This window comes from Streptococcus equinus, assembly GCF_900104225.1.
Taxonomy (GTDB): Bacteria; Bacillota; Bacilli; order Lactobacillales; family Streptococcaceae; genus Streptococcus; species Streptococcus equinus_D.
Genome location: NZ_FNJK01000001.1, coordinates 37,215 through 57,239, shown reverse-complemented (window position 1 = coordinate 57,239; position 20,025 = coordinate 37,215). Strand labels below are relative to the sequence as shown.

The 20,025-nt window shown below is 36.5% G+C and carries 18 protein-coding genes; 2 read left to right on the top strand and 16 right to left on the bottom strand.

Going from position 1 to position 20,025, the window contains the following annotated elements:
* Positions 1-39: 39 nt before the first annotated feature.
* The 5 genes from BLP98_RS00285 to BLP98_RS00265 form a co-directional block, all read right to left on the bottom strand.
* A complete protein-coding gene (locus tag BLP98_RS00285; RefSeq protein ID WP_074481370.1) occupies positions 40-1,272 on the bottom strand; it encodes an aminoacyltransferase in 1,233 nt (410 codons plus the stop codon).
* Positions 1,273-1,477: 205 nt separating this feature from the next.
* Positions 1,478-3,478, bottom strand: coding sequence for a methionine--tRNA ligase (gene metG, locus BLP98_RS00280; protein ID WP_074481369.1), 2,001 nt, complete (start codon positions 3,476-3,478; stop codon positions 1,478-1,480).
* Positions 3,479-3,616: 138 nt separating this feature from the next.
* Entirely contained in the window at positions 3,617-5,278 is a 1,662-nt protein-coding gene (locus BLP98_RS00275) for a hypothetical protein (protein ID WP_081341145.1), read from the bottom strand.
* Positions 5,279-5,359: 81 nt separating this feature from the next.
* Positions 5,360-5,986, bottom strand: a complete 627-nt coding sequence (locus BLP98_RS00270) for an SdpI family protein (protein ID WP_234792768.1) — start codon at positions 5,984-5,986, stop codon at positions 5,360-5,362.
* Positions 5,979-6,260, bottom strand: coding sequence for an autorepressor SdpR family transcription factor (locus BLP98_RS00265; RefSeq protein ID WP_074481366.1), 282 nt, complete (start codon positions 6,258-6,260; stop codon positions 5,979-5,981). Before BLP98_RS00265 ends, BLP98_RS00270 begins: the two co-directional genes overlap by 8 nt.
* Before the next feature lie 204 nt (positions 6,261-6,464).
* Between BLP98_RS00265 and BLP98_RS00260 the strand changes: the two genes are divergently transcribed.
* The gene (locus BLP98_RS00260; protein WP_074481365.1) at positions 6,465-7,292 is read left to right on the top strand and encodes an exodeoxyribonuclease III; all 828 of its coding nucleotides are present in this window, start codon (positions 6,465-6,467) and stop codon (positions 7,290-7,292) included.
* 45 nt (positions 7,293-7,337) lie between these two features.
* Here BLP98_RS00260 and BLP98_RS00255 read toward each other — a convergent pair whose 3' ends face one another.
* From BLP98_RS00255 to serC, 9 genes are all read right to left on the bottom strand, one after another.
* A complete protein-coding gene (locus BLP98_RS00255) occupies positions 7,338-9,608 on the bottom strand; it encodes an ABC transporter permease (protein WP_074481364.1) in 2,271 nt (756 codons plus the stop codon).
* Between the two features lie 21 nt (positions 9,609-9,629).
* On the bottom strand, positions 9,630-10,292 hold the full coding sequence (locus BLP98_RS00250) for an ABC transporter ATP-binding protein (RefSeq protein ID WP_074481363.1): 663 nt from the start codon (positions 10,290-10,292) through the stop codon (positions 9,630-9,632).
* An 8-nt stretch (positions 10,293-10,300) separates the two neighbouring features.
* Positions 10,301-11,077, bottom strand: coding sequence for an AAA family ATPase (locus BLP98_RS00245; protein ID WP_074481362.1), 777 nt, complete (start codon positions 11,075-11,077; stop codon positions 10,301-10,303).
* A gap of 3 nt (positions 11,078-11,080) precedes the next feature.
* Positions 11,081-11,989, bottom strand: a complete 909-nt coding sequence (locus BLP98_RS00240; protein WP_074481361.1) for an AvrD family protein — start codon at positions 11,987-11,989, stop codon at positions 11,081-11,083.
* Between the two features lie 106 nt (positions 11,990-12,095).
* Entirely contained in the window at positions 12,096-12,695 is a 600-nt protein-coding gene (locus BLP98_RS00235) for a response regulator transcription factor (protein WP_074481360.1), read from the bottom strand.
* Positions 12,673-14,445, bottom strand: a complete 1,773-nt coding sequence (locus tag BLP98_RS00230) for a sensor histidine kinase (protein WP_074481359.1) — start codon at positions 14,443-14,445, stop codon at positions 12,673-12,675. The genes BLP98_RS00235 and BLP98_RS00230 overlap by 23 nt, the downstream gene beginning before the upstream one ends.
* A gap of 154 nt (positions 14,446-14,599) precedes the next feature.
* On the bottom strand, positions 14,600-14,956 hold the full coding sequence (locus tag BLP98_RS00225; protein ID WP_074481358.1) for an arsenate reductase family protein: 357 nt from the start codon (positions 14,954-14,956) through the stop codon (positions 14,600-14,602).
* Between the two features lie 89 nt (positions 14,957-15,045).
* Entirely contained in the window at positions 15,046-16,224 is a 1,179-nt protein-coding gene (locus BLP98_RS00220) for a 3-phosphoglycerate dehydrogenase family protein (RefSeq protein ID WP_074481357.1), read from the bottom strand.
* A gap of 108 nt (positions 16,225-16,332) precedes the next feature.
* Positions 16,333-17,424 carry a 3-phosphoserine/phosphohydroxythreonine transaminase gene (gene serC / locus BLP98_RS00215; protein ID WP_039696452.1) on the bottom strand — a complete coding sequence of 364 codons (1,092 nt, stop codon included), beginning with the start codon at positions 17,422-17,424 and terminating at the stop codon, positions 16,333-16,335.
* 134 nt (positions 17,425-17,558) lie between these two features.
* On the opposite strand from serC, the gene BLP98_RS00210 reads away from it, so the two are divergent.
* Positions 17,559-18,188, top strand: coding sequence for a copper homeostasis protein CutC (locus BLP98_RS00210; protein WP_074481356.1), 630 nt, complete (start codon positions 17,559-17,561; stop codon positions 18,186-18,188).
* Between the two features lie 113 nt (positions 18,189-18,301).
* Here BLP98_RS00210 and BLP98_RS00205 read toward each other — a convergent pair whose 3' ends face one another.
* Positions 18,302-18,643 (bottom strand): P-II family nitrogen regulator, encoded by a 342-nt coding sequence (locus BLP98_RS00205; RefSeq protein ID WP_074481355.1) that lies wholly within the window; start codon positions 18,641-18,643, stop codon positions 18,302-18,304.
* Positions 18,644-18,722: 79 nt separating this feature from the next.
* A complete protein-coding gene (locus tag BLP98_RS00200; RefSeq protein WP_074481354.1) occupies positions 18,723-19,958 on the bottom strand; it encodes an ammonium transporter in 1,236 nt (411 codons plus the stop codon).
* Positions 19,959-20,025 lie beyond the last annotated feature (67 nt).

The following is a 20,025-nucleotide window of genomic DNA, read 5'->3' as shown; positions in this document are numbered from 1 at the left end:
ACTAGTATACCAAAAAACGAGCACCTAGGCTCGTTTTGGTTATCGTCTTAAGATTTTCTTGATTAAGGCTACAACTTTATGAAGTAGTGGGCGTGGGTAATAACGGAATGTTCCCATCTTGCGGACAATGTAGCCATTGAAGTTTTGTTTGAAACGTAACACACCGTCACTACCATCAAAAATTCCTTGAATACCAAGGAAAGTATAGAAATTAATTCCTCGTTTCAAAGATTCTGTCATCACGTGTTCTTGAAGTGCAACAGGAGCATAGAATTTGTTAAATTCAGTATATGAACCACTAAAAAGATAAACAGCTTCTTGCGGTGTGTAGACAAAGAGGCTACCTGCTAACACGACATCTTCTGAGCCATGTTTTGCAATTAATTCTTTAGCTTCATTGATTCGGACTTCAAAAGTTGCAATTTGCTTATCCAATTGTGCTTTTTGTTTGTTGACTTTGGCTGAGTTGACGCCGTTAGCGATTTTTTGATTTAAAACAGCTAATTCAGCAGCAATCTTATCATAGCTGTCCTGAAGATTTTTAAGATAATCTTGGAAATTAAGTGTTGCAATCATGAATTCACAATTCTCACCAAAACTATCGTAAAAAGCTTCATAATAATCTAAAGGTTTGTCCGTGTATTCTCGTCTAGCAGATGTTGATGCGGTAATGGCTTTAAAAATATAAAGCTCATCACGTTTCAAACGTCGTACTTTAATACCAAATGAATTGGTTTTATTGACTAGCGGACGACCTTTTTTACTAAAGGATTTTTTCAAAGTCTCTGGTGCTAGTCCTGTCAAATCCTTCACATAATGCCAATCAGGCTCACCACCAGGATAACCTGTTTGAAGCCCATCAAAATGATAACCAAGCTCAGTCAAACAAGTAATTAATCCTGGTCTTTCATCATCATTTGGCTTTCCGTGACTATCAAAACTTTGATAAGTATCATAAGGTTTAACGATAAGTTCAAAAGCACCATTTGCCTTGGCATAAGCCTTTAATTCTCTATAAAACTCTGAAAGATAAGCGGTGTCTGTTGAAGCTGGTCCAGAATTAATTTCCATATGAAGCCCACCGGTCATTGGCATGCTGTATAAAACACCTGCCACTTGAATAGCTCCATCAGCTTCTAAACCTAAAAAAGTAATATCAAAGCCACGCTTTTCAAGCAAATCAGCCATTTCGACTGATTGCATGAAAGAACGTTCTTTAAATGAGAGTGTGATTTGTTGATAATCATCTCTCGATAATATTTTTAACGTCATTTTATTAAAACTCGATTCTAAAAAATTCTATTTTTTACGCTCCAAAAATATCAAATAAAACTTAATTGAAAATTAATGGTTTATTTTCAGAATTTCCAGTATCTTTTCAATTTTCTTTTCATTTAAGAGCAACATAAATACCCAGTATCTACAAACTAAATTAGTTTTAGATACTGAGTATTTTTATTATCTATGCTGACAACAATTAACCGATTTGGCTACCGTTTGGTACGCTTGGATCAACTGTTAAAACAGTTAAGTTTCCATCATGTTCAGCTGAAAGAATCATACCTTGGCTGACAAGTCCCATCATTTTACGTGGTTTCAAGTTTGCAACGATTTGCAATTTTTTACCAACTAATTCTTGTTCATTTGGATAGAATTTCGCAATTCCTGAAAGGATTTGACGATCTTCGCCGTCACCAGCATCAAGACGGAATTTAAGAAGTTTTTCAGAACCTTCAACTTTAGAAACTTCTTTGACTTCAGCAACACGAATTTCAACTTTGTCAAAGTCATCAAATTTGATAGCTTTCTTTTCGTTTTTAAGTTCTACTTCAGTTGGATCCCATTCTTTTTCTTCTGCAACGACTGCGCCAGCGCCCATGTTAGCTTTGATGTAATCAATTTCAGCTTCCATATCAAGACGTGGGAAGATTGGTGTTCCTTTGGCAACAACTTTAACACCTTCTGGGAAACCAGCTAAAGTAAGATTTTCAAGGTCAAAGTTATTTCCAAGACCAAGTTGTTCCATGATTGCATTTGATGTTGTCATCATAAATGGTTGAATAAGGTGAGCTACCACACGAAGGCTAGCTGCCAAGTGAGCCATTACTGCTGCCAATTCATCACGTTTCGCTTCATCTTTAGCAAGCACCCAAGGAGCTGTTTCATCGATGTATTTGTTTGTACGTGAAATAATGCTCCACACAGCATCAAGGGCACGTGGATAGTCAACGGCATTCATTTGTTTATGATATTCAGCGATTTTTTCTGCTACAAGCGCAGCTAAATCAGCATCAAATTCTGTGACGTTTTCAACGTAAGCTGGAACATCACCACCAAAGTATTTATTAATCATGGCAACTGTACGGTTAAGAAGGTTACCAAGGTCATTTGCTAATTCGTAGTTAATACGTCCAACATAATCTTCCGGTGTAAATGTTCCATCAGAACCAACAGGAAGTGAACGCATGAGGTAATAACGAAGTGGATCAAGACCAAAGCGTTCTACCAACATTTCTGGGTAAACCACATTACCTTTAGATTTAGACATTTTACCGTCTTTCATGACAAACCAACCGTGGGCAATCAAGCGTTCAGGCAATTTCAAGTCTAACATCATCAACATAATTGGCCAGTAAATTGAGTGGAAACGAAGGATATCTTTACCAACCATGTGGAAGACTGTTCCACTCCAGAATTTATCAAAGTTTGCGTGATCTTCTTGACCATAACCAAGGGCAGTTGCATAGTTAAGAAGAGCATCAATCCATACGTAAACAACGTGTTTTGGATTTGAAGGAACTTTAACTCCCCATGTAAATGATGTACGGCTGACAGCCAAATCTTCAAGACCTGGTTCAATGAAGTTTTTAATGATTTCGTTCATACGACCATCTGGTTGGATGAAGTCTGGGTGTGCATGGAAGAATTCTACCAAGCGATCAGCGTATTTTCCAAGACGTAGGAAGTAAGATTCTTCAGAAACCCACTCAACTTCGTGTCCAGAAGGAGCGATACCACCGATAACTTTACCGTTTTCATCACGGAATACTTCTTCCAATTGGCTTTCTGTAAAGAATTCTTCATCTGAAACTGAGTACCAACCAGAATACTCACCTAAATAAATATCATCTTGTGCCAACAATTTTTCAAAAACTTCGGCAACAACTTTTTCGTGGTAATCATCAGTTGTACGGATGAATTTATCATATGAGATATCAAGCATTTTCCAAAGTTTTTTAACATCAGCAGCCATACCATCAACGTAAGCTTGTGGTGTAATGCCTGCTTCTTCAGCTTTTTGTTGGATTTTTTGTCCGTGTTCATCAAGCCCTGTCAAATAAAAGACATCATAGTTCATCATACGTTTGTAACGTGCCAAAACGTCACAAGCGATTGTAGTATAAGCTGAACCAATGTGGAGCTTACCTGATGGGTAGTAAATTGGTGTTGTAATGTAAAATGGTTGTTTACTAGTCATTTTCTTTCCTTTCAAATAGGAGCTAATGAAACTCCCTTATTGATAACACCTAATTATAACATAAAATTATAACTGATTATAGGTTAAATGATGAATCACACGAGAAAAAGCTGAGAATTTCATCTCAGCCTTTATCTCTTATTTTTCATTAGTAATCTCAAACTTAGTTAAGAAATTATCATCTTGCAATTCACCTTTGAAGTGATCACCAACACTAAGGAAAGGCAATTGGTCTGTGGTATCAGTTGTTGCCTTAACTTTATAAATCTCTCCTGATGAAGAAATGTAATAAACCGTTGAACCAGAAATCATTTGGCTAGCCAATTTATCAACAACACCTGTAATTTCCTTCACTTTTTTATCAGCTTTGCCAGAAGTACTTACAACACCAGAAAGAGCTGATGTGTCAGAATCTGTGAACTTAGCAATCAAGGTCTCAATATCATTATCAACCGTTACTTGTTGGTAATCCTCAGCATCAACAATGGCATAAGATTTAACCAAACCAGCGGCGTCTTTAAGAGATATTAGATAGTAAGCTTTGCCATCTAATTTAACTAAAGTTGGAGCTGTCGCTTCATAATGTTTTTCTTGAACTTCTCCTTCAGCTGATTCTTGTGCAGCTGATTCAGTGGCTGAAGCTAATTTATAATTGGTCACTTCACGTGTTCTCATATTGACTAGAATAAAGCCAAGATTTGAAGAATCCGCAGTTGCTGAGGTAATACCAGTGTAAAGATAGATATCAGAGCCAATAGAAATATAGTTATAGATATCCGTTGTCTTTTTAACGCCTGTTTGGCTAAAGACTGTATTCCAGAAACCTTTTTGATAAGTGTAGTAATCATCGACACGACTAATCACATTATCAGCAGAAAAGACACGGTCAACCCAGTCAGGAATGTCTTTAAGATCATAACGTTTGGTTTCACCAGTTACCGCATTAAGTAAAATAGCACCTGTTGGGTCGTTTGAGCTCAACATAAACTTAGGTTTATATGTTGTTGCAACATAATAAGGATTTCCTTTGTCATCCACTTCAAAAGATGGATCTCCAAAAATCACCGTTGGGTATTTCAAACGCAAATAGCGAAGGGTATCGCTAAAGAAATATTCAGAATCAGAATATTTCATGCCTTTATCAAGCTTGACTAATTCTGCTTTTCCTGTTGTCTGATTAACCTTGACGTAATAGCCGATTCCTTCTTTATGGTTGGTAAACCATTTCCAGAATGATTTGTATTCTAGAGGTGAGACGCGGTAAGGTTGCTCACCAATTGTAACCTGACGATAATCATCTGAAATACCAAATTGTGAGACTTTATCAATGGTTCCAAGATAAGTGTCACCAATTTTCTTAGCTGATGAACGGTCAAGCAAAGCCAAGTGAGAAATATCAGTCTCTGGGAAATCAGAAGTAAAATCAGCATCTTTGACCTTGATTACATTAGCATAACTTTTTGCTCTAAACAAACGAGAGTTAAGGAAAGTTGACGCACCAAGAATAAGTAAAATCGCCGCAATAGCAAAGCTGATAGCAGACAAAGCTTTTCCAAAAGCTGGTTTCGGTGCTGAAACTACTTTTCGAGCACGACTACCTGGCACTTGGAATGTTATTTGTTGGACTTTGCCACCAAGAGACAACAAAGCAATGACTCCAAAGGCTAAACACAAGCCCTCTAAAACAAAAAGCCAAAATTCCATGCTAAAAATATTAATGGGCGGTAAAAAAATCCAATAGCTGATTAGCATAACTAAAAGCCATAAAGCTATTAACCAATAGGATACCGTCTTTTTCATCACAATATCTCCTTTAATTTTGTTCTATCATTATAACACAATTAAACAATTTTACAGCTAAAAAACTAAGCAAGTCAGTTTTTAGGCTTTTCGACTAAGAAGAAAAGAGTAAATCATCGGCGCAATAATCATAATAGCAATGACTACTCCCATCACGTAAGGCAAAGCCACTTGAATAAAACTTTCAAGCAAGATAAGCAAACCACCAAGCACCCAAAGTTTACCTGCCATGCGGTGTGTCTTATGCCAATTTTTGTCATCAGACAACGTCCAAGGAATGCGAATACCGATGGTATGATTGCGATGTGTTTTTGGCAAATAATTTCCGAGGATTATAAAAATAATCCCCAAAAAAGCTGTCACAAGAGTCGGACTATTCTTCACCCAGCCAAGAGCATTCGCATAAATTGACCCTTGAACAATGAAACTTGAAGCTGGAACAATCCAAGCATAGAACTTTCTCATTTTAGCTGGAACCGTTACTTTCACAGACACCCTTTCAAGTGAGGCTAAAGCGATGATCTGAAAAAGCACAAATAAAATTGGGAAAGCAACAAGGGTAAAAAGCTTGCTACTATAGCCATCAGCCTGCCCATCAATTCCAAAATGGGTTGGTATTTGCTCTGGCAAAGCTTTCCAGAAAAATGCCCCAATCAAAGCTGGCAAAACAATCACAAAACTTGTTAATATAAGTTGTTTTTTATTCATTTTCATCTCCTGATCTCTCCTTTAAATCCGCAAACCAAGTCATAATATCTTCCAAAACAGAAGTACATAACTCATAGTAAATAAAATTCTTCTCACGCCTTTCAACCACTAAACCTGCTTTTTTCAAAATGCTCAGGTGATGCGAGATGGTTGCTCCAGCAAGATCGAAATGACTAGCAATTTCACCAGCTGTCAAAGATTTTTCCTTTAATAAGGTCAAAATCTCTCGGCGAATAGGATGCGCTAATGCTTTAAAGGTCCCAGCAAAGCTCATAACAACTCTCCTTTTTCGCTTTAAAAATCTATTTAGATGTTTTTCTAAATAGATTGTAGCACTTCTTTAGCAAACAAGGTAATATAAACCACTTTAAAACATAAAAATCGCAGGTAGACACATTTTTTGATAAAATAGATGATAACGATTAGATTTTTAGAAAGAAGCGACTCCTGATTTTAGCTAGGAGTCTGGTAGCTCATTATGAAACTTATTTCATGGAATATTGATTCTCTTAACGCTGCACTCACTAGTGATTCTGCACGCGCCGTTCTCTCACGTGCCGTCATCGATACATTGGTAGCTGAAGATGCTGATATCATCGCTATCCAAGAAACAAAATTATCAGCTAAAGGACCTACGAAAAAACATTTACAAATCCTTCAAGACTACTTCCCAGATTACGACATTTCTTGGCGTTCATCTGTTGAACCAGCCAGAAAAGGCTATGCTGGCACAATGTTTCTCTACAAAAATACCCTAACACCAAGTATTTCATTTCCTGAAATCGGTGCTCCGGATACCATGGATTGTGAAGGGCGCATCATCACCCTTGAATTTGACAATTTCTATGTCACGCAAGTCTATACGCCAAATGCTGGCGATGGTCTTAAACGATTAGCCGAACGTCAACTTTGGGATGAAAAATATGCTGACTACTTAGCAGAACTCGACCAAAAGAAACCAGTTTTAGCAACCGGTGATTATAATGTTGCCCACAATGAAATTGACCTTGCTAATCCAAATTCAAACCGCCGCTCTGCTGGATTTACCGATGAAGAGCGTGCTGGTTTCACCAACTTATTAGCCAAAGGTTTCACAGATACCTTCCGCTTTATTCATGGTGACATTCCAAATGTCTATAGCTGGTGGGCACAACGTAGCAAGACAAGTAAAATCAATAATACTGGCTGGCGCATTGACTACTGGCTAACTTCAAATCGCATTGCTGATAAAGTTACAAAATCTGAAATGATTGATTCCGGTACACGCCAAGACCACACACCAATTCTTTTAGAAATTGATTTATAGAAAAAAAGTCATCTAAGTTTCAATTAAGCTTAGATGACTTTTTCATTATTCAACTCCCTTTAGAGCTTCAACCATGTTAATGGTTTTAATTTTATGACTGATAATAAGTGTTGTAACAGCTGATGTCAACCATACCAAGACACTTGCGATTAGCAGCACTTGCCAAGTCACATAAGCTGTGTATTCAATACGAATAGTTGAAAATGTCGCTACATACCTTCTTAAGAACCAGATTCCCATTGGAATTCCCAATAACCAACCAATCGAAGTCGTCATCAAGTTTTCAATCATGGTAATCAATTGCAAATTTTTCTTAGAAAAACCAAGTACTTGCAAGGTAGCATAATCACGCATACGTTCAACAAAATTTAAAGAACCTAAGTTGTAAAGGACAACAATGACAAGCAACAAAGCAAAACCAATAATCATCAAAAAGACACTCATCAAACTATTTACAAAATCATAAGCATTCTTTTCTTGATCTGATTTATTAATGACCGATAGAATATTAGCATCATTTTTGATATCTGCTTTTGAGACTTCTTGGCCGACTAGCAATGTCTGTGGAGCAAATCTTCCACCAGCTTCTTCAAAGGTTTCTGATCTGATATAAGCACCTTGGTTTGTCTCACTAGTCACAATTCCCTTCACTTTAAATGAATAAGATTTACCATCTTGATATGGTTTTACTTCTAAGGTATCTCCTTTTTTAATGCCTGCTAATTCAGCAAAGCGATTTGTCACATAAATGCCACCTTTTCCAATCGATTTATCATCTGCTGTTTTCGCATTGACATAATCACCATTGCTGACAATAATCAAGAGACGATTATAACCATCATCTTTTGAGAAATGCGCTTGACTAATTTGCACCCCTTGGCCTTTATATGTTTTTTCAGCCAGATTATAGTTAGCTACGGTTAGGCGCTTAGCGTATGAAAAGTCATTGTTATAAGCTTTGTCCACCAAATGATTCATTGAAATCGGCATACCAACACCAGCAATGAGCAACATCATACTTCCAGCCACTCCGACAATTCCCATGAGCACCCTCACCCTGTTAATGAAAGCGTCACGAATCGCCCACTTACTCTCATCAGAAATTCGACGCCATAATGCAGGTATTTTCTCAAGAAAAACATGATGAACTTTCTTAGTCTTACCACGTAAGAAAATAGCTGGTAATCCCTTAATAACTTGACGCGAAGCCAAATAAGCTGACAACGTACAAATAAAAATAACAAGGACAATAACAGCTAAAGCAGACCAAGAATAGGCAATTTGCCAATGTGGCAAAGTAAACATAGTCTTTTGTGTTTCAAGAACAAAAAGTGACATCAAAAGAGATACTGCTGCGCCGACCAAAGCACCAAAGCTCCCCACTAATAAGCCAAATGAAATATAATGCCAAGTGATTTGTCCGTTGGAGTAACCCAAAGCCTTAATGACTGCAATTTCTTTGGTTTGACTCTCAATAAGACGTCGAATAGTGGTAAACATAGCAAGAACGGCAAGAAGAATAAAAATGAACGAAAACAGATACGATAAATTTCGAATTTGTCCGACACGTCCTGTCGCCTCAGACACCTCTGTTAATGTTTCCTGATTATAATAAGATAACAGATGCTCTCCTAAAATCTCCTCAAGATCATCTCTGATATCATCTTCTTTAGCATAAATCTCAAGAGCATTATAGCCTTTTTGATTGCTAGTGACTTTTGCCAAAGCTTTTTCTGACACATAACCGTAAGCATAGTTTTTAGAATTTGGCGCTAAATATTCAATGCTTCCCGTAAAATAAATCTTATCAGCCGATTCAACCAAGCCTTTAATCGGAAATTTAAACGTTCGATTAGCTAAAGAAAGCGTCAGCTCATCACCAAGCTTCAAATGATTTTTGTTAGCAAAATTTGTATCTAACCAAATGCCTTCTGAGTTATCATCAAATTTTTCCCCTTTATCAACAGTAATAACTTTTTCTGCTGAATCATTAAAGGTATTTAAATTGAGATATTTTTCCGAATCATCATCAAAATCAACTTTAGTCAATAAAGTGGTCTTAACATTAACTTTATCAACAGAAGGTAAAACTTTTATGTCTTCAATTTGATTTTTGGTAATGGTATCTGCTTGGAGCCATACCGTTGGCAAATGAGATTTTGAAATAAAATCGTCTAAACTTTTCTCTAAACCATGCCAAGCTCCTTGCAGCCCCACAAAAATTAGCACGCTTAATAAGGACATCAAAAACACTGAAAAGAATTGTTGCCAATGACGTCTGATATCCCTTCTGAGTTTTAAATTAAGATATTTCATCATTCTTCCAATCTATTCATTTTATTTGTCGACAATAGCATCAATCTTGCCATCTTTTAAATAAATGACCTTATCTGCATACTTTTCAAATTCAGCATTGTGCGTTACCATAACGACGGCAACGTCCTTATCAGCAGATGTTTCTTTTAACAGTTCAATAATTTTCTGTCCTGTCTTCGAATCAAGCGCACCTGTCGGCTCATCACACAAGAGAAGTTTTGGTTTCTTAGCTAAAGCTCTAGCGATGGACACGCGCTGCATTTCACCACCAGATAACTGGTTAGGAAAGTTATTTTTACGATGACTAAGTCCGACTTTTTCCAAATAGTGTTCAGATTGCTTTGCATTCTTCGTCAACTGAGCGGCGATACTGATATTTTCTAAAGCAGTTAAACTTGGAACAAGATTATAAAACTGAAAGACAAAGCCAACAACATCTTTACGATATTTTGATAGTTCTTTATCGTTAAGACCTGTCACATCCGTATCCTCAAATATAAAATTACCACTTGTCGCTTGATCCATACCACCGAGTAAATTTAACATAGTACTTTTTCCAGATCCAGAAGGACCCAAAATGATGGTAAACTTTCCTTTCTCAATTGAAAAAGAAACATCATCTAGAGCCTTAACCTCTTGATCTCCAACCTGATAAATCTTACTAATATTTTGAAATGTAATCATTTTTACTCCTAAAATTCTGTCAAAAACTTCACTTTTTCTTTCAATGACGGTTCTTTGTATTGTTCAATAATGCGTTTTGACACCGCTTCTCTGTTATTTGCAATGATTTCCTCTGCTTTAGCAACAGCTTCTTTAATCGGAACTACGATTGGCAAATCGTAGTGTTTGATAATTTTTTCCAAGCGTTCTTCTTGGCTGCCAGTTACTAGCTCAGGCTTTTTCCCAATTGCCATAAAGCCTTCTTGAATTTCAATATCAGATAATGTTCGATACTTTTCAGAAACCGGTCGATGACCATCAGGATCCATTTCAAATTCCACAGGTAAATGAACCACATCTGTGTACCACATTTTTGAGTGAATTTTAGCCACTTGGCCATAAGCATCCATATATTTGCGATAGAAATTTTTCCCAGGAATTCCTAAAATCGCTTTAGAAAGTCTATGAATAAATTTTGCTCCTGGATTCAATCCAATTTTTAAGCGTACCGTTCCGTAAATCCACTCATTAAGTACCGAACCATCTGAAATAAAGCTAGAATTTTCTTTGTATAGAATTGCTTCTTCTCGTATTCTCTCTTCAAATCTCTTTAATCCCAAAGTCATCAGCTCGGTTGCATTCATGTCTTGAAATCTCCTACCTGGATAAATTTCGGTTAGAATTTCACGAGCTGATAAGGCATTAATCAACGGTATCCCAGTTGCAATCGATAGAGCAGTTGCCGTTGTTGTTTTCCCAGTTGAATATGTTCCCGAAATAACCAGTCTAATTTCCCTTTTGTACATTTGTTATTCTCCTAAATCAGGTAATTGATGAGCAATTTTACTTGAAATACAAATGCGATTTTTTGTATCAGCACCAGACATTTCAAAAATTTTCCAATTATGGCCTTTCATATCAATTAACTTGTTTTTTCTGATTTTTCCTAATAATTCAATCTCATCGACAGGAATCGGATGAGCTAACTCAGCAGTCACATTTTTCATCCACAATGTCTGACTACAATCTCTATCAATATTATCAGCGTGATAAGCTAACATCTCAGCCATTTGTGAAAATACAATCAACAATTCTAATAAAGAATAGCAATGAGAAAAATTAGCCGATATTCCTTTATAATCAACTAATTGACTATTTGCTCTATTTGCCTTACAAAAGATTGAACATTTATCTGCCGTATCAAGCGTATCTAGGAAACTAATATCGTAAATATCATGTTGAATATTTTTTAAATGATTACTAATAAATCCTTCAAAACCTTCTCCTGCACCAGCTACTTTTCCTGAAGAATCAATATTTTTAAAAGTCACACTAACTTTCATGTCTAGAATCAAAACATTAAATAAGGCATAATCATTTTCAGTAACTGAGCTCTTTAAAATGAGGGGAATTTCATTTAAATTCTCAATTGGCTTCATACCAGACTTGATTTCAAATTTAGTCAAGAAATAACTACTTGAATCTTCTCCGATAGATTCCAAATACTTTTCAGCCAATAAGCTAGCTAAAATAACACCATCCAGAGTACTCAAATGCGGTTGTACTTCTTGCTGTGACTTACTTGACCAAGTACCACTGTGACTAATTGAACCAAATAGATTATCATCAATCTTAGTTACACCATATAGAGTTCTCTTGTGCCCATCACCAAAATATCTTTGGCGATGATCACCTAACAATGCATCAACATTTGCCATCCATCTTCTCCTTTTTCCATTTTTCCTTTACGTATTAATCATACAAAAACAATAAAAAACAGACATCCGTAATTTACGAATATCTGTTTACCTTTTTGGTTCCGTATTATACTAATTTTAATTTAACAGCTTCGCGCACTGCCCCAACTCGACCTGTAACATTTAATTTTGTACAAATATTGGTCACATGGGTATCAACCGTTCGACGGCTAATAAATAATTCCTTAGCAATTTGTGCATTAGAATATTCTTCAGCAATCAAGCTCAAAATTTTTAGCTCAACTTCTGTCAACAAATGATTTTCCTGACCTTCCAATAAAGTATCTGGAATCACACAATTACCGTTAGCAACATTGATAATGGTGCTTGTTAAGTCTGTACATGACGTTTCTTTTGGCAAAAATGCCTTAACTCCGAGCTCATTTGCGCGCTTATGCAAGATTGGCTCATAAAAACCTGAAATCAGAATAATCTTTGGAAATTCAATATGCATTTGCTTTAATTGTTCAATCAAGTCAAACCCGTGAATGTCTTTTAACATCAAATCCATGATTAAAACATCCACTTTCTTACACAGCAAACAAAGTTTTAACTCTTCTACCTCTGTAAATGCCCCAACAATATCAAACTTTTCTACTTGAGATAACTGTGTGCAAATGCCTTGTAAAACCAACTCATGGTCATCAATCACTGCTATTCTTATCATTTTTATCTCCTTTCGGCAATAGCATCCTTACTCTCGTTGGTGATTTTTCAATCTGTAACTCTCCGCCAAGAAGAACTAGTTTTTCAGCAATCACATTAAGTCCAAAATGACTTTTATGATCATCAGATCGTTCAATAAATTCTCCATCATCTACTACTTCAACCACAACCTGTTCAGCGGTCTCAAAAAGAGATAATTTAATTTGCTTAGCATTACCATGCATAATACTATTAGTAATTAATTCCTTGATCGATCGCAAAATGAAATTGCTCACACGACTTTCAAAAGGCAAACGCTCAAAAGCTAGTTCATGTTCAATCAGAACAGGTTCTTCTTTTTGGAATTTATTCAAAAGTTCTAAAATTGCATTTTTTAATCCTAATTCCTTGATCATCAGAGGATAAATGTTAGAACACAATTCACGCAATTCAAAAACCACATCGTCTAAAGTATTTAAGACTTCACCTTTATTGATGTTGTCTTCAGATTCTATTTGTTTCTTATGGTAAATAACTTCTTGAATAATGGTGTCATGAATAGTGATGGCAATGTCCTCACGTTCCATCTCAACAGCAGAAAAAATCGTCTGCCTATCCAAGCGATAGTTCAATTGTTTTGCCATATCCATAAAATCTTTGATGATAGGTAGGGAACAAAGAAGAAATAAAAAACAATAAATGGCCACGAACCATACTGGCATAAATTGCATCATAACCGCAAAAGATACCATGACAAAAGTTGATACAATAGCTACCAGAATATATACCACAGGTAAAGGCAGATGCGTTCTCGTCATCGTTAAGCGATTGACGATTAAATGATTGACAGCCCCAGTTATTGGGAGAAATAACAAAGGAATGGTACATGAGAAAGGAAGGTCATACGGTAATGGAAAAATATAGCCAATAAATAAAGGAATTAAACTAAGTATGGTTAATAATATAAGATTAACCTTCTGCAAAAGAAAAGATGAGTAATCCTTTACCAAAGAAAGAGCAGCTAAAATCAGTAAAAACGAAAAGCTAACGTAAAACACCCCATTAGATAAGTATTTAACAACAATCAATGGAAGAGAAAATTGCTCAACCAAAGCAAAAATCAGCATGGTTATCAGTGAATATAAAATAACAATTCTTGAAAACACAGATAATTTTGTTGCTGCTTCTTTTAGCACACTTGCTCGCCAAAAAACATCAATGAAAAAAGGCAATAAAGTAATATAGGAAACCACAAAGAAGCGTCCCAAAGTATTGCCCATACTTGAAGGAATCAACGAGCTCAGAAAAAAGGCTGTCGCAATTAAAAACAAACTATAGCGTCTACTCGTCTTACTCGACTTATCTTTTTTCAAAGGTAGTATTGCCCAGACCAGTAAAACCAAAGCTATGCTCTCAAAAATGACAAATAAAGAATCAAAAGACTTCTTTTCCTTAAAAGAAATACGCTTTTCTTGCTGATTATCTTCAACAAGAATTGATTTTGCCTGCTCAACAATCAACCACTTATTTAACAAAGCATTTTCTTTACTATCTTGGTGACCAATTTTTAAAATCATATCACCTTCCGTAAGAGCTGATTTCTTAGCTAAACCACCATTATGAATGTCCGTTACTACCCAATGTCCATTTTTAAAATCAGCTTCAATCCCCAAATAATGATGCTGACTTGTAAAAATAGCATAATAGACTCCAATCACTAAAAATAAAATCAAAGCCATTCTCAAGCAAAATTTCTTAGCACTCCCAAGCATCACTTCTCTCCTTTACCATAGTAATCCCCGAAAAACTTATAATATGGGACTATTATAGCAAAAAATACTGCTACAAAAGCTAAAAACTTAAAAAATTCTGATTTTTTTAAAAAATGATAATAAAAAATCCTGAGATAGACTCAGGAGATAGTTCTTAGTTTTTCAATAAATCGGCGTATGATTTTCGGTGTCCGAGTTGTAGTACTTGACCATCTTTAACTAAAACAGGTCGCTTAATCAACATGCCATCAGATGCTAACAAGTCAGCAGCTTCATCAAGGGTTAACTGATCAACTTTATCTTTCAAACCAAATGCTCGATACGCTTGACCACTTGTATTGAAAAAGTTTTTAATTGTGAATGAAGAAGTCTCAATCCATGACTTAATTTGCTCCGCTGTCGGAGTATCAACAGTCACATCAATCGCTTCAAATTCTGCACCTAATTCTTCTAATTCAGCCTTAGCACGACGACATGTGCTACATTTAGGGTATTCATAAAAAGTAAACATTTTTTACTCCTTTGCTAACAAGTGATAGTTTCCCTCATTATATCAAATAAATACAAAAAGAGCCGAGATTTAATCTCAGCTCATCTTAATTATTTCTTAGCAATTAAACGAACACGTACGATATTGTCGCTCGCTTCAAAGTTAGCTACCAAGTGATCAACTTTGGCTTTATCTGTTTCATCAAGATCAAGAAGGGTATAAGCATAATCACCTTTTGAACGGTTGATGATATTATCAATGTTAATGCCAAGTTCAGATACCGCTGTTGAAATTTTAGCCACGATATTTGGAACATTTTTATTAATAAGAGTAATACGATATGGTGCTGTCAAAGCTTGATGGACATTAGGGAAATTAACTGAATTAGTGATTTCACCTGTTTCCATAAATTGACGAATGGTTTTACCAGCCATAATCGCACAGTTCAACTCAGCTTCTGCTGTAGAACCACCCACGTGAGGGAAAACAGTGATTTTATCTTTGTTGAGCAATTCTTCAGTACCGAAGTCAGTGATATAGCGTTTAACCACACCAGCTTCAATAGCTTCAAATAATGCTGCATTGTCAACCAATTCACCACGCGCAAAGTTAATAACGACAGTTCCCTTTTGCATCAATCCAAAAGCTTCACTATCAAATGTATTACGAGTTTCATCTGTCAATGGTACGTGAACAGTAATGTAGTCACAGTTAGCAAAAATTTCTTTGACATCATCTACACGTTTAACATGGTGAGAAATGTTCCAAGCTGTTTCAATAGAAACATATGGGTCATAGCCCAAGACATTCATCCCAAGGCGTTGTGCATAGTTGGCAATACGACCACCGATTGCTCCAAGTCCAATAACACCAAGTGTTTTACCTGAGATTTCATTACCAGCAAATTGTTTTTTACCAGCTTCGACTTGTTTTGGAACGTCATCACCTGAAAGAGTATTTACCCAAGCATTAGCAGCAATATAATCACGTGCTGACATCAAAATTGAAGCAAGTACTGCTTCTTTAACCGCATTAGCATTAGCTCCTGGTGTGTTAAAGACCACAATCCCTGCAGCTGTTGCATCAGCAATTGGAATATTATTTGTTCCAGCACCGGCACGCGCAATTGCTTTCAGATTTTTCGGAAATTCAATCCCATGAAGGTTTTGACTACGAAGAATGAAAGCATCTGGATTTTCTGCTAAATCACCATCAATTTGGAAATGATTTCCTAATTCTTTAAGACCTACTTGATTAATATTATTAAATGTTTTAACACTGTATACCATATTTTCCCCTTTACACCAAAAGTCTGGGATAAAATCTCAGACTTAATGGCTTATATCGCTATAAAAGAAACACGTTTATTATCCTAACCTACAAAATCCACAGAAATCTTATTTATTTTCTGCTTCAAATTTTTTCATGAATTCAATCAAATCAAGCACACCTTGGCGTGGGAATGCGTTATAAAGACTTGCACGCATACCACCAACTGAACGGTGACCTTTAATATTTTTGAATCCAAGTGGTGTTGCCTCAGCAACAAACTTAGCATCAAGTTCTTTACTTGGTGTCACAAATGGAATGTTAGCCACTGAACGTTCTGCTGGATTCTTAACAGGATTTGTATAAAAATCTGATTGATCGATGAAATCATACAAAAGACCTGATTTTTCACGGTTAGCAGCTTCCATCTTATCAACGCCACCAAATGCTTTTACCCATTCAAAGACGAGTTTTGCAATATAAATACTGTATGCTGGTGGTGTATTGTAAAGTGATCCCGCTTCTGCTTGGATACGATAATCAAGCATAGCAGAAAGCGTTGGTTCGTCGTTCAAGAAGTCTTCACGAACAATAACAACTGTAACACCAGCAGGGCCAATATTCTTTTGAGCACCAGCATAAATCAAAGCAAAATCTTCGACATTATAGCGAACAGCTAAAATATTTGAAGACATATCAGCAACGATTGGCACACCATTAGTGTCAGGAAGGTCATAGATTGAAGTTCCTTCAATAGTGTTGTTTGTTGTGATATGAACATAAGCAGCTTCTGGATCAATATCTTTTGGATCAAACGTAGGAATATGATCGTATACAGTATCTTCTGACGAGGCTAGGAGCAAGGGTTCAAAAGGAACGGATTTGGACAATTTAACAGCTTCAGCATAAGCTTTTTTACCCCATGATCCACCAACTAGATAATATGCCTTACGTCCCTTAGCTAGGTTCAAAGGAAGCATAGTGAATTGTGTAGATGCTCCACCTTGAAGGAACATTACTTTGTAATTATCAGGAATTGCCATCAATTCACGCAATAATTTTTCAGCTTCTTTAATGATATTATCAAACTCTTTGGAACGGTGGGACATTTCTAAAACACTCATGCCGCTACCTTGGTAGTCAAGCATTTCACGCTGTGCTTGTTCAAGCACTGGTTTTGGTAACACTGCAGGACCTGCAGAGAAATTGTAAATTGTCATAAAAATACCTCCGTATAATGGTATAAATTATATCACAATTTTCTGAATTTTGTAAAGATTTTTACGGATTTTTATCCAAAATATTTATAAACAATCATGTTATAATAGTAAATAACAAACATTAAGGAGAAAAAATGATTATCAAAGAATTTTGTGCTGAAAATACAACACTGCTCAACAAACTCGACTCATCAGTTAAACGTGTTGAACTTTGTGATAATTTAGCTGTTGGTGGGACAACTCCTTCATATGGTGTCATCAAAGAAACTGCACGCTATCTTCATGAAAAAGAAATCTCACTAGCAACAATGATTCGCCCCCGTGGTGGCAACTTCGTCTACAACGATAGTGAACTTCGTATCATGGAAGACGATATTCTTCGTGCAGCAGAACTAGAAAGCGACAGCTTAGTGCTTGGATTGCTAACTGAAGACAATCATATTGATATTGAAGGCATTGAACAACTCCTTCCATCAACACAAGGATTGCCACTTGTATTTCACATGGCATTTGACCAAATTCCTTTAGAAAATCAAAAGGAAGCTATTGACCAACTCGTTGAACTTGGTTTTGTCCGTATCTTAACGCACGGTTCTTCAGTAGCTAATGATATTTTTGAAAATGTCAGCCATCTTAAAGAACTTGTTGACTATGCCAATGGACGAATCGAAATTATGATTGGTGGCGGCGTTACGGCTGATAATTACCAAGAACTAATTGAAAAAACTGGTGCCCAAGCAGCACATGGCACTAAAATTTGTTAATAGTGATTCAACACCTTGAATAGCAAGGTGTTTTTTTCTGCCAAAAAATCCGAATTCTACTGAACTCGGATTTTCCATCACATTTATTTTTACTTTGAAGATATCTTTATTGCCTAAACGGCATCTCCTCCACGTTCACCTGTACGAATTCGGATGACTTCTTCAATGGGAAGAATGAAGATTTTCCCATCTCCAACTTCCCCAGTGTGAACGGCTTTGCGGATAATATCCACAATTTCGTCAACCGCAGCATCATGAGTAACAATTTCAACTTTAACTTTTGCAAGTAATGTTGGCACAATTTTTTGACCACGAACATATTCTGCAAAGCCACGTTGATTACCATATCCTAAAACTTGGCTGACGGTCATTCCCTTTGTAAAACCAGCCTTTGATAAGGCATCTTTCAGATCTTCTAGACGATCTGGACGGATAATAGCCTCGATTTTTTTCATAATGTACACCCTTTCTAAACTTCTCTATTGTTATTAGTTTAACTCAGTTTTTTATTTTCAACAAGTCAAACGCTGTTACTTATGAATCCAAGCCCATGAATGTTGGATAGGCTGTTTCTTCATGTTCACTATCATCAAGACCAATAGCTTCTGCACGATCTTCAACGCGAATACTTGTAAAGATTGAAATAACCTTAACAATGACAAATGTTGCAACTGCTGACCAAACAATTGTGAAGATGATAGCTGCAATTGTTACTAAGAAAAGGTGGCCATTTCCATAAATTAAACCAAAGTTATGTTTATCAAGAGCAAGCTCTGGTGTAGTGAAGAGTCCTGTTACCAATCCACCAAAGATACCACCGATACCGTGACAACCAAAGGCATCAAGAGCATCATCATAACCAAATTTACTTTTAAGAACTGAAATAGCGAAATAACAAATTGGACTTACGAAAAGACCAATTAGAAGTGAACTCCAAGTTGAAACAAAACCTGCACCAGGTGTGATAGCGACAAGTCCTGCAACCAAACCAGTTGAAGCACCTACAAGTGAGAATTTACCAGTCAATGTTTTTTCAATAAGCAACCAAGAAAGCATTGCTGCCGCTGCTGAAATATGAGTTGTTACAAAGGCATGAACAGCAAGTCCATCAGCTGCTAAAGCTGAACCTGCGTTAAATCCAAACCAACCGAACCATAGTAGACCAGCACCTAAGAAAACAAATGGAACATTGTGAGGACGGTATTCTAAACGATCATAATCACGACGTTTTCCAAGAAGAATAGCTAGAACTAAACCAGATACCCCTGAAGTGATGTGGACAACGTCACCACCGGCAAAGTCGATTGTACCCCATTGAGCCAAAAGTCCTTCGTCCCAAACCATATGAGCAAATGGGAAGTAGACTACCAAAAGCCATAGAACAACGAAAATAACTAGTGGTGTAAATCTCATACGTCCTGCTGCTGCCCCTGTTAAAATGGCAACTGTGATGATTGGGAACATCATTTGGAAAGCAGCAAACAAAGCATCCGGAATTGCTAGACCTCGTGTACTAGCTGAATCACTAACACCATTGAAAAATAGATGAGAGAAGTTACCAATAAGACTTCCGCTTCCACCAAATGAAAGGGAGTAACCACAAATCATCCACATTACAGAACCAACCGCAATAGGAATCGCACACATCATCATGGTGTTGATGACATTTTTACGTCTTCCTAAACCACCGTAGAAGAAGGCTAAGCCAGGTGTCATTAAGAAGACTAGGCCAGCACAGATAATCATAAAAGCAATACTTCCTGCATCCATATCAAAAACTCCTTTTATTTTCTAAGGTTTTAATTTTTAAAACCAAACTCAAAATCTCTAACATCGC

Coding starts and splice junctions, on each gene's coding strand:
- BLP98_RS00285 (WP_074481370.1), bottom strand. CDS start 1,272: ATGACGTTAAAAATATTATCGAGAGATGATTATCAACAAATCACACTC.
- metG (WP_074481369.1), bottom strand. CDS start 3,478: ATGACTAGTAAACAACCATTTTACATTACAACACCAATTTACTACCCA.
- BLP98_RS00275 (WP_081341145.1), bottom strand. CDS start 5,278: ATGAAAAAGACGGTATCCTATTGGTTAATAGCTTTATGGCTTTTAGTT.
- BLP98_RS00270 (WP_234792768.1), bottom strand. CDS start 5,986: ATGAATAAAAAACAACTTATATTAACAAGTTTTGTGATTGTTTTGCCA.
- BLP98_RS00265 (WP_074481366.1), bottom strand. CDS start 6,260: ATGAGCTTTGCTGGGACCTTTAAAGCATTAGCGCATCCTATTCGCCGA.
- BLP98_RS00260 (WP_074481365.1), top strand. CDS start 6,465: ATGAAACTTATTTCATGGAATATTGATTCTCTTAACGCTGCACTCACT.
- BLP98_RS00255 (WP_074481364.1), bottom strand. CDS start 9,608: ATGAAATATCTTAATTTAAAACTCAGAAGGGATATCAGACGTCATTGG.
- BLP98_RS00250 (WP_074481363.1), bottom strand. CDS start 10,292: ATGATTACATTTCAAAATATTAGTAAGATTTATCAGGTTGGAGATCAA.
- BLP98_RS00245 (WP_074481362.1), bottom strand. CDS start 11,077: ATGTACAAAAGGGAAATTAGACTGGTTATTTCGGGAACATATTCAACT.
- BLP98_RS00240 (WP_074481361.1), bottom strand. CDS start 11,989: ATGGCAAATGTTGATGCATTGTTAGGTGATCATCGCCAAAGATATTTT.
- BLP98_RS00235 (WP_074481360.1), bottom strand. CDS start 12,695: ATGATAAGAATAGCAGTGATTGATGACCATGAGTTGGTTTTACAAGGC.
- BLP98_RS00230 (WP_074481359.1), bottom strand. CDS start 14,445: ATGCTTGGGAGTGCTAAGAAATTTTGCTTGAGAATGGCTTTGATTTTA.
- BLP98_RS00225 (WP_074481358.1), bottom strand. CDS start 14,956: ATGTTTACTTTTTATGAATACCCTAAATGTAGCACATGTCGTCGTGCT.
- BLP98_RS00220 (WP_074481357.1), bottom strand. CDS start 16,224: ATGGTATACAGTGTTAAAACATTTAATAATATTAATCAAGTAGGTCTT.
- serC (WP_039696452.1), bottom strand. CDS start 17,424: ATGACAATTTACAATTTCTCTGCAGGTCCTGCAGTGTTACCAAAACCA.
- BLP98_RS00210 (WP_074481356.1), top strand. CDS start 17,559: ATGATTATCAAAGAATTTTGTGCTGAAAATACAACACTGCTCAACAAA.
- BLP98_RS00205 (WP_074481355.1), bottom strand. CDS start 18,643: ATGAAAAAAATCGAGGCTATTATCCGTCCAGATCGTCTAGAAGATCTG.
- BLP98_RS00200 (WP_074481354.1), bottom strand. CDS start 19,958: ATGGATGCAGGAAGTATTGCTTTTATGATTATCTGTGCTGGCCTAGTC.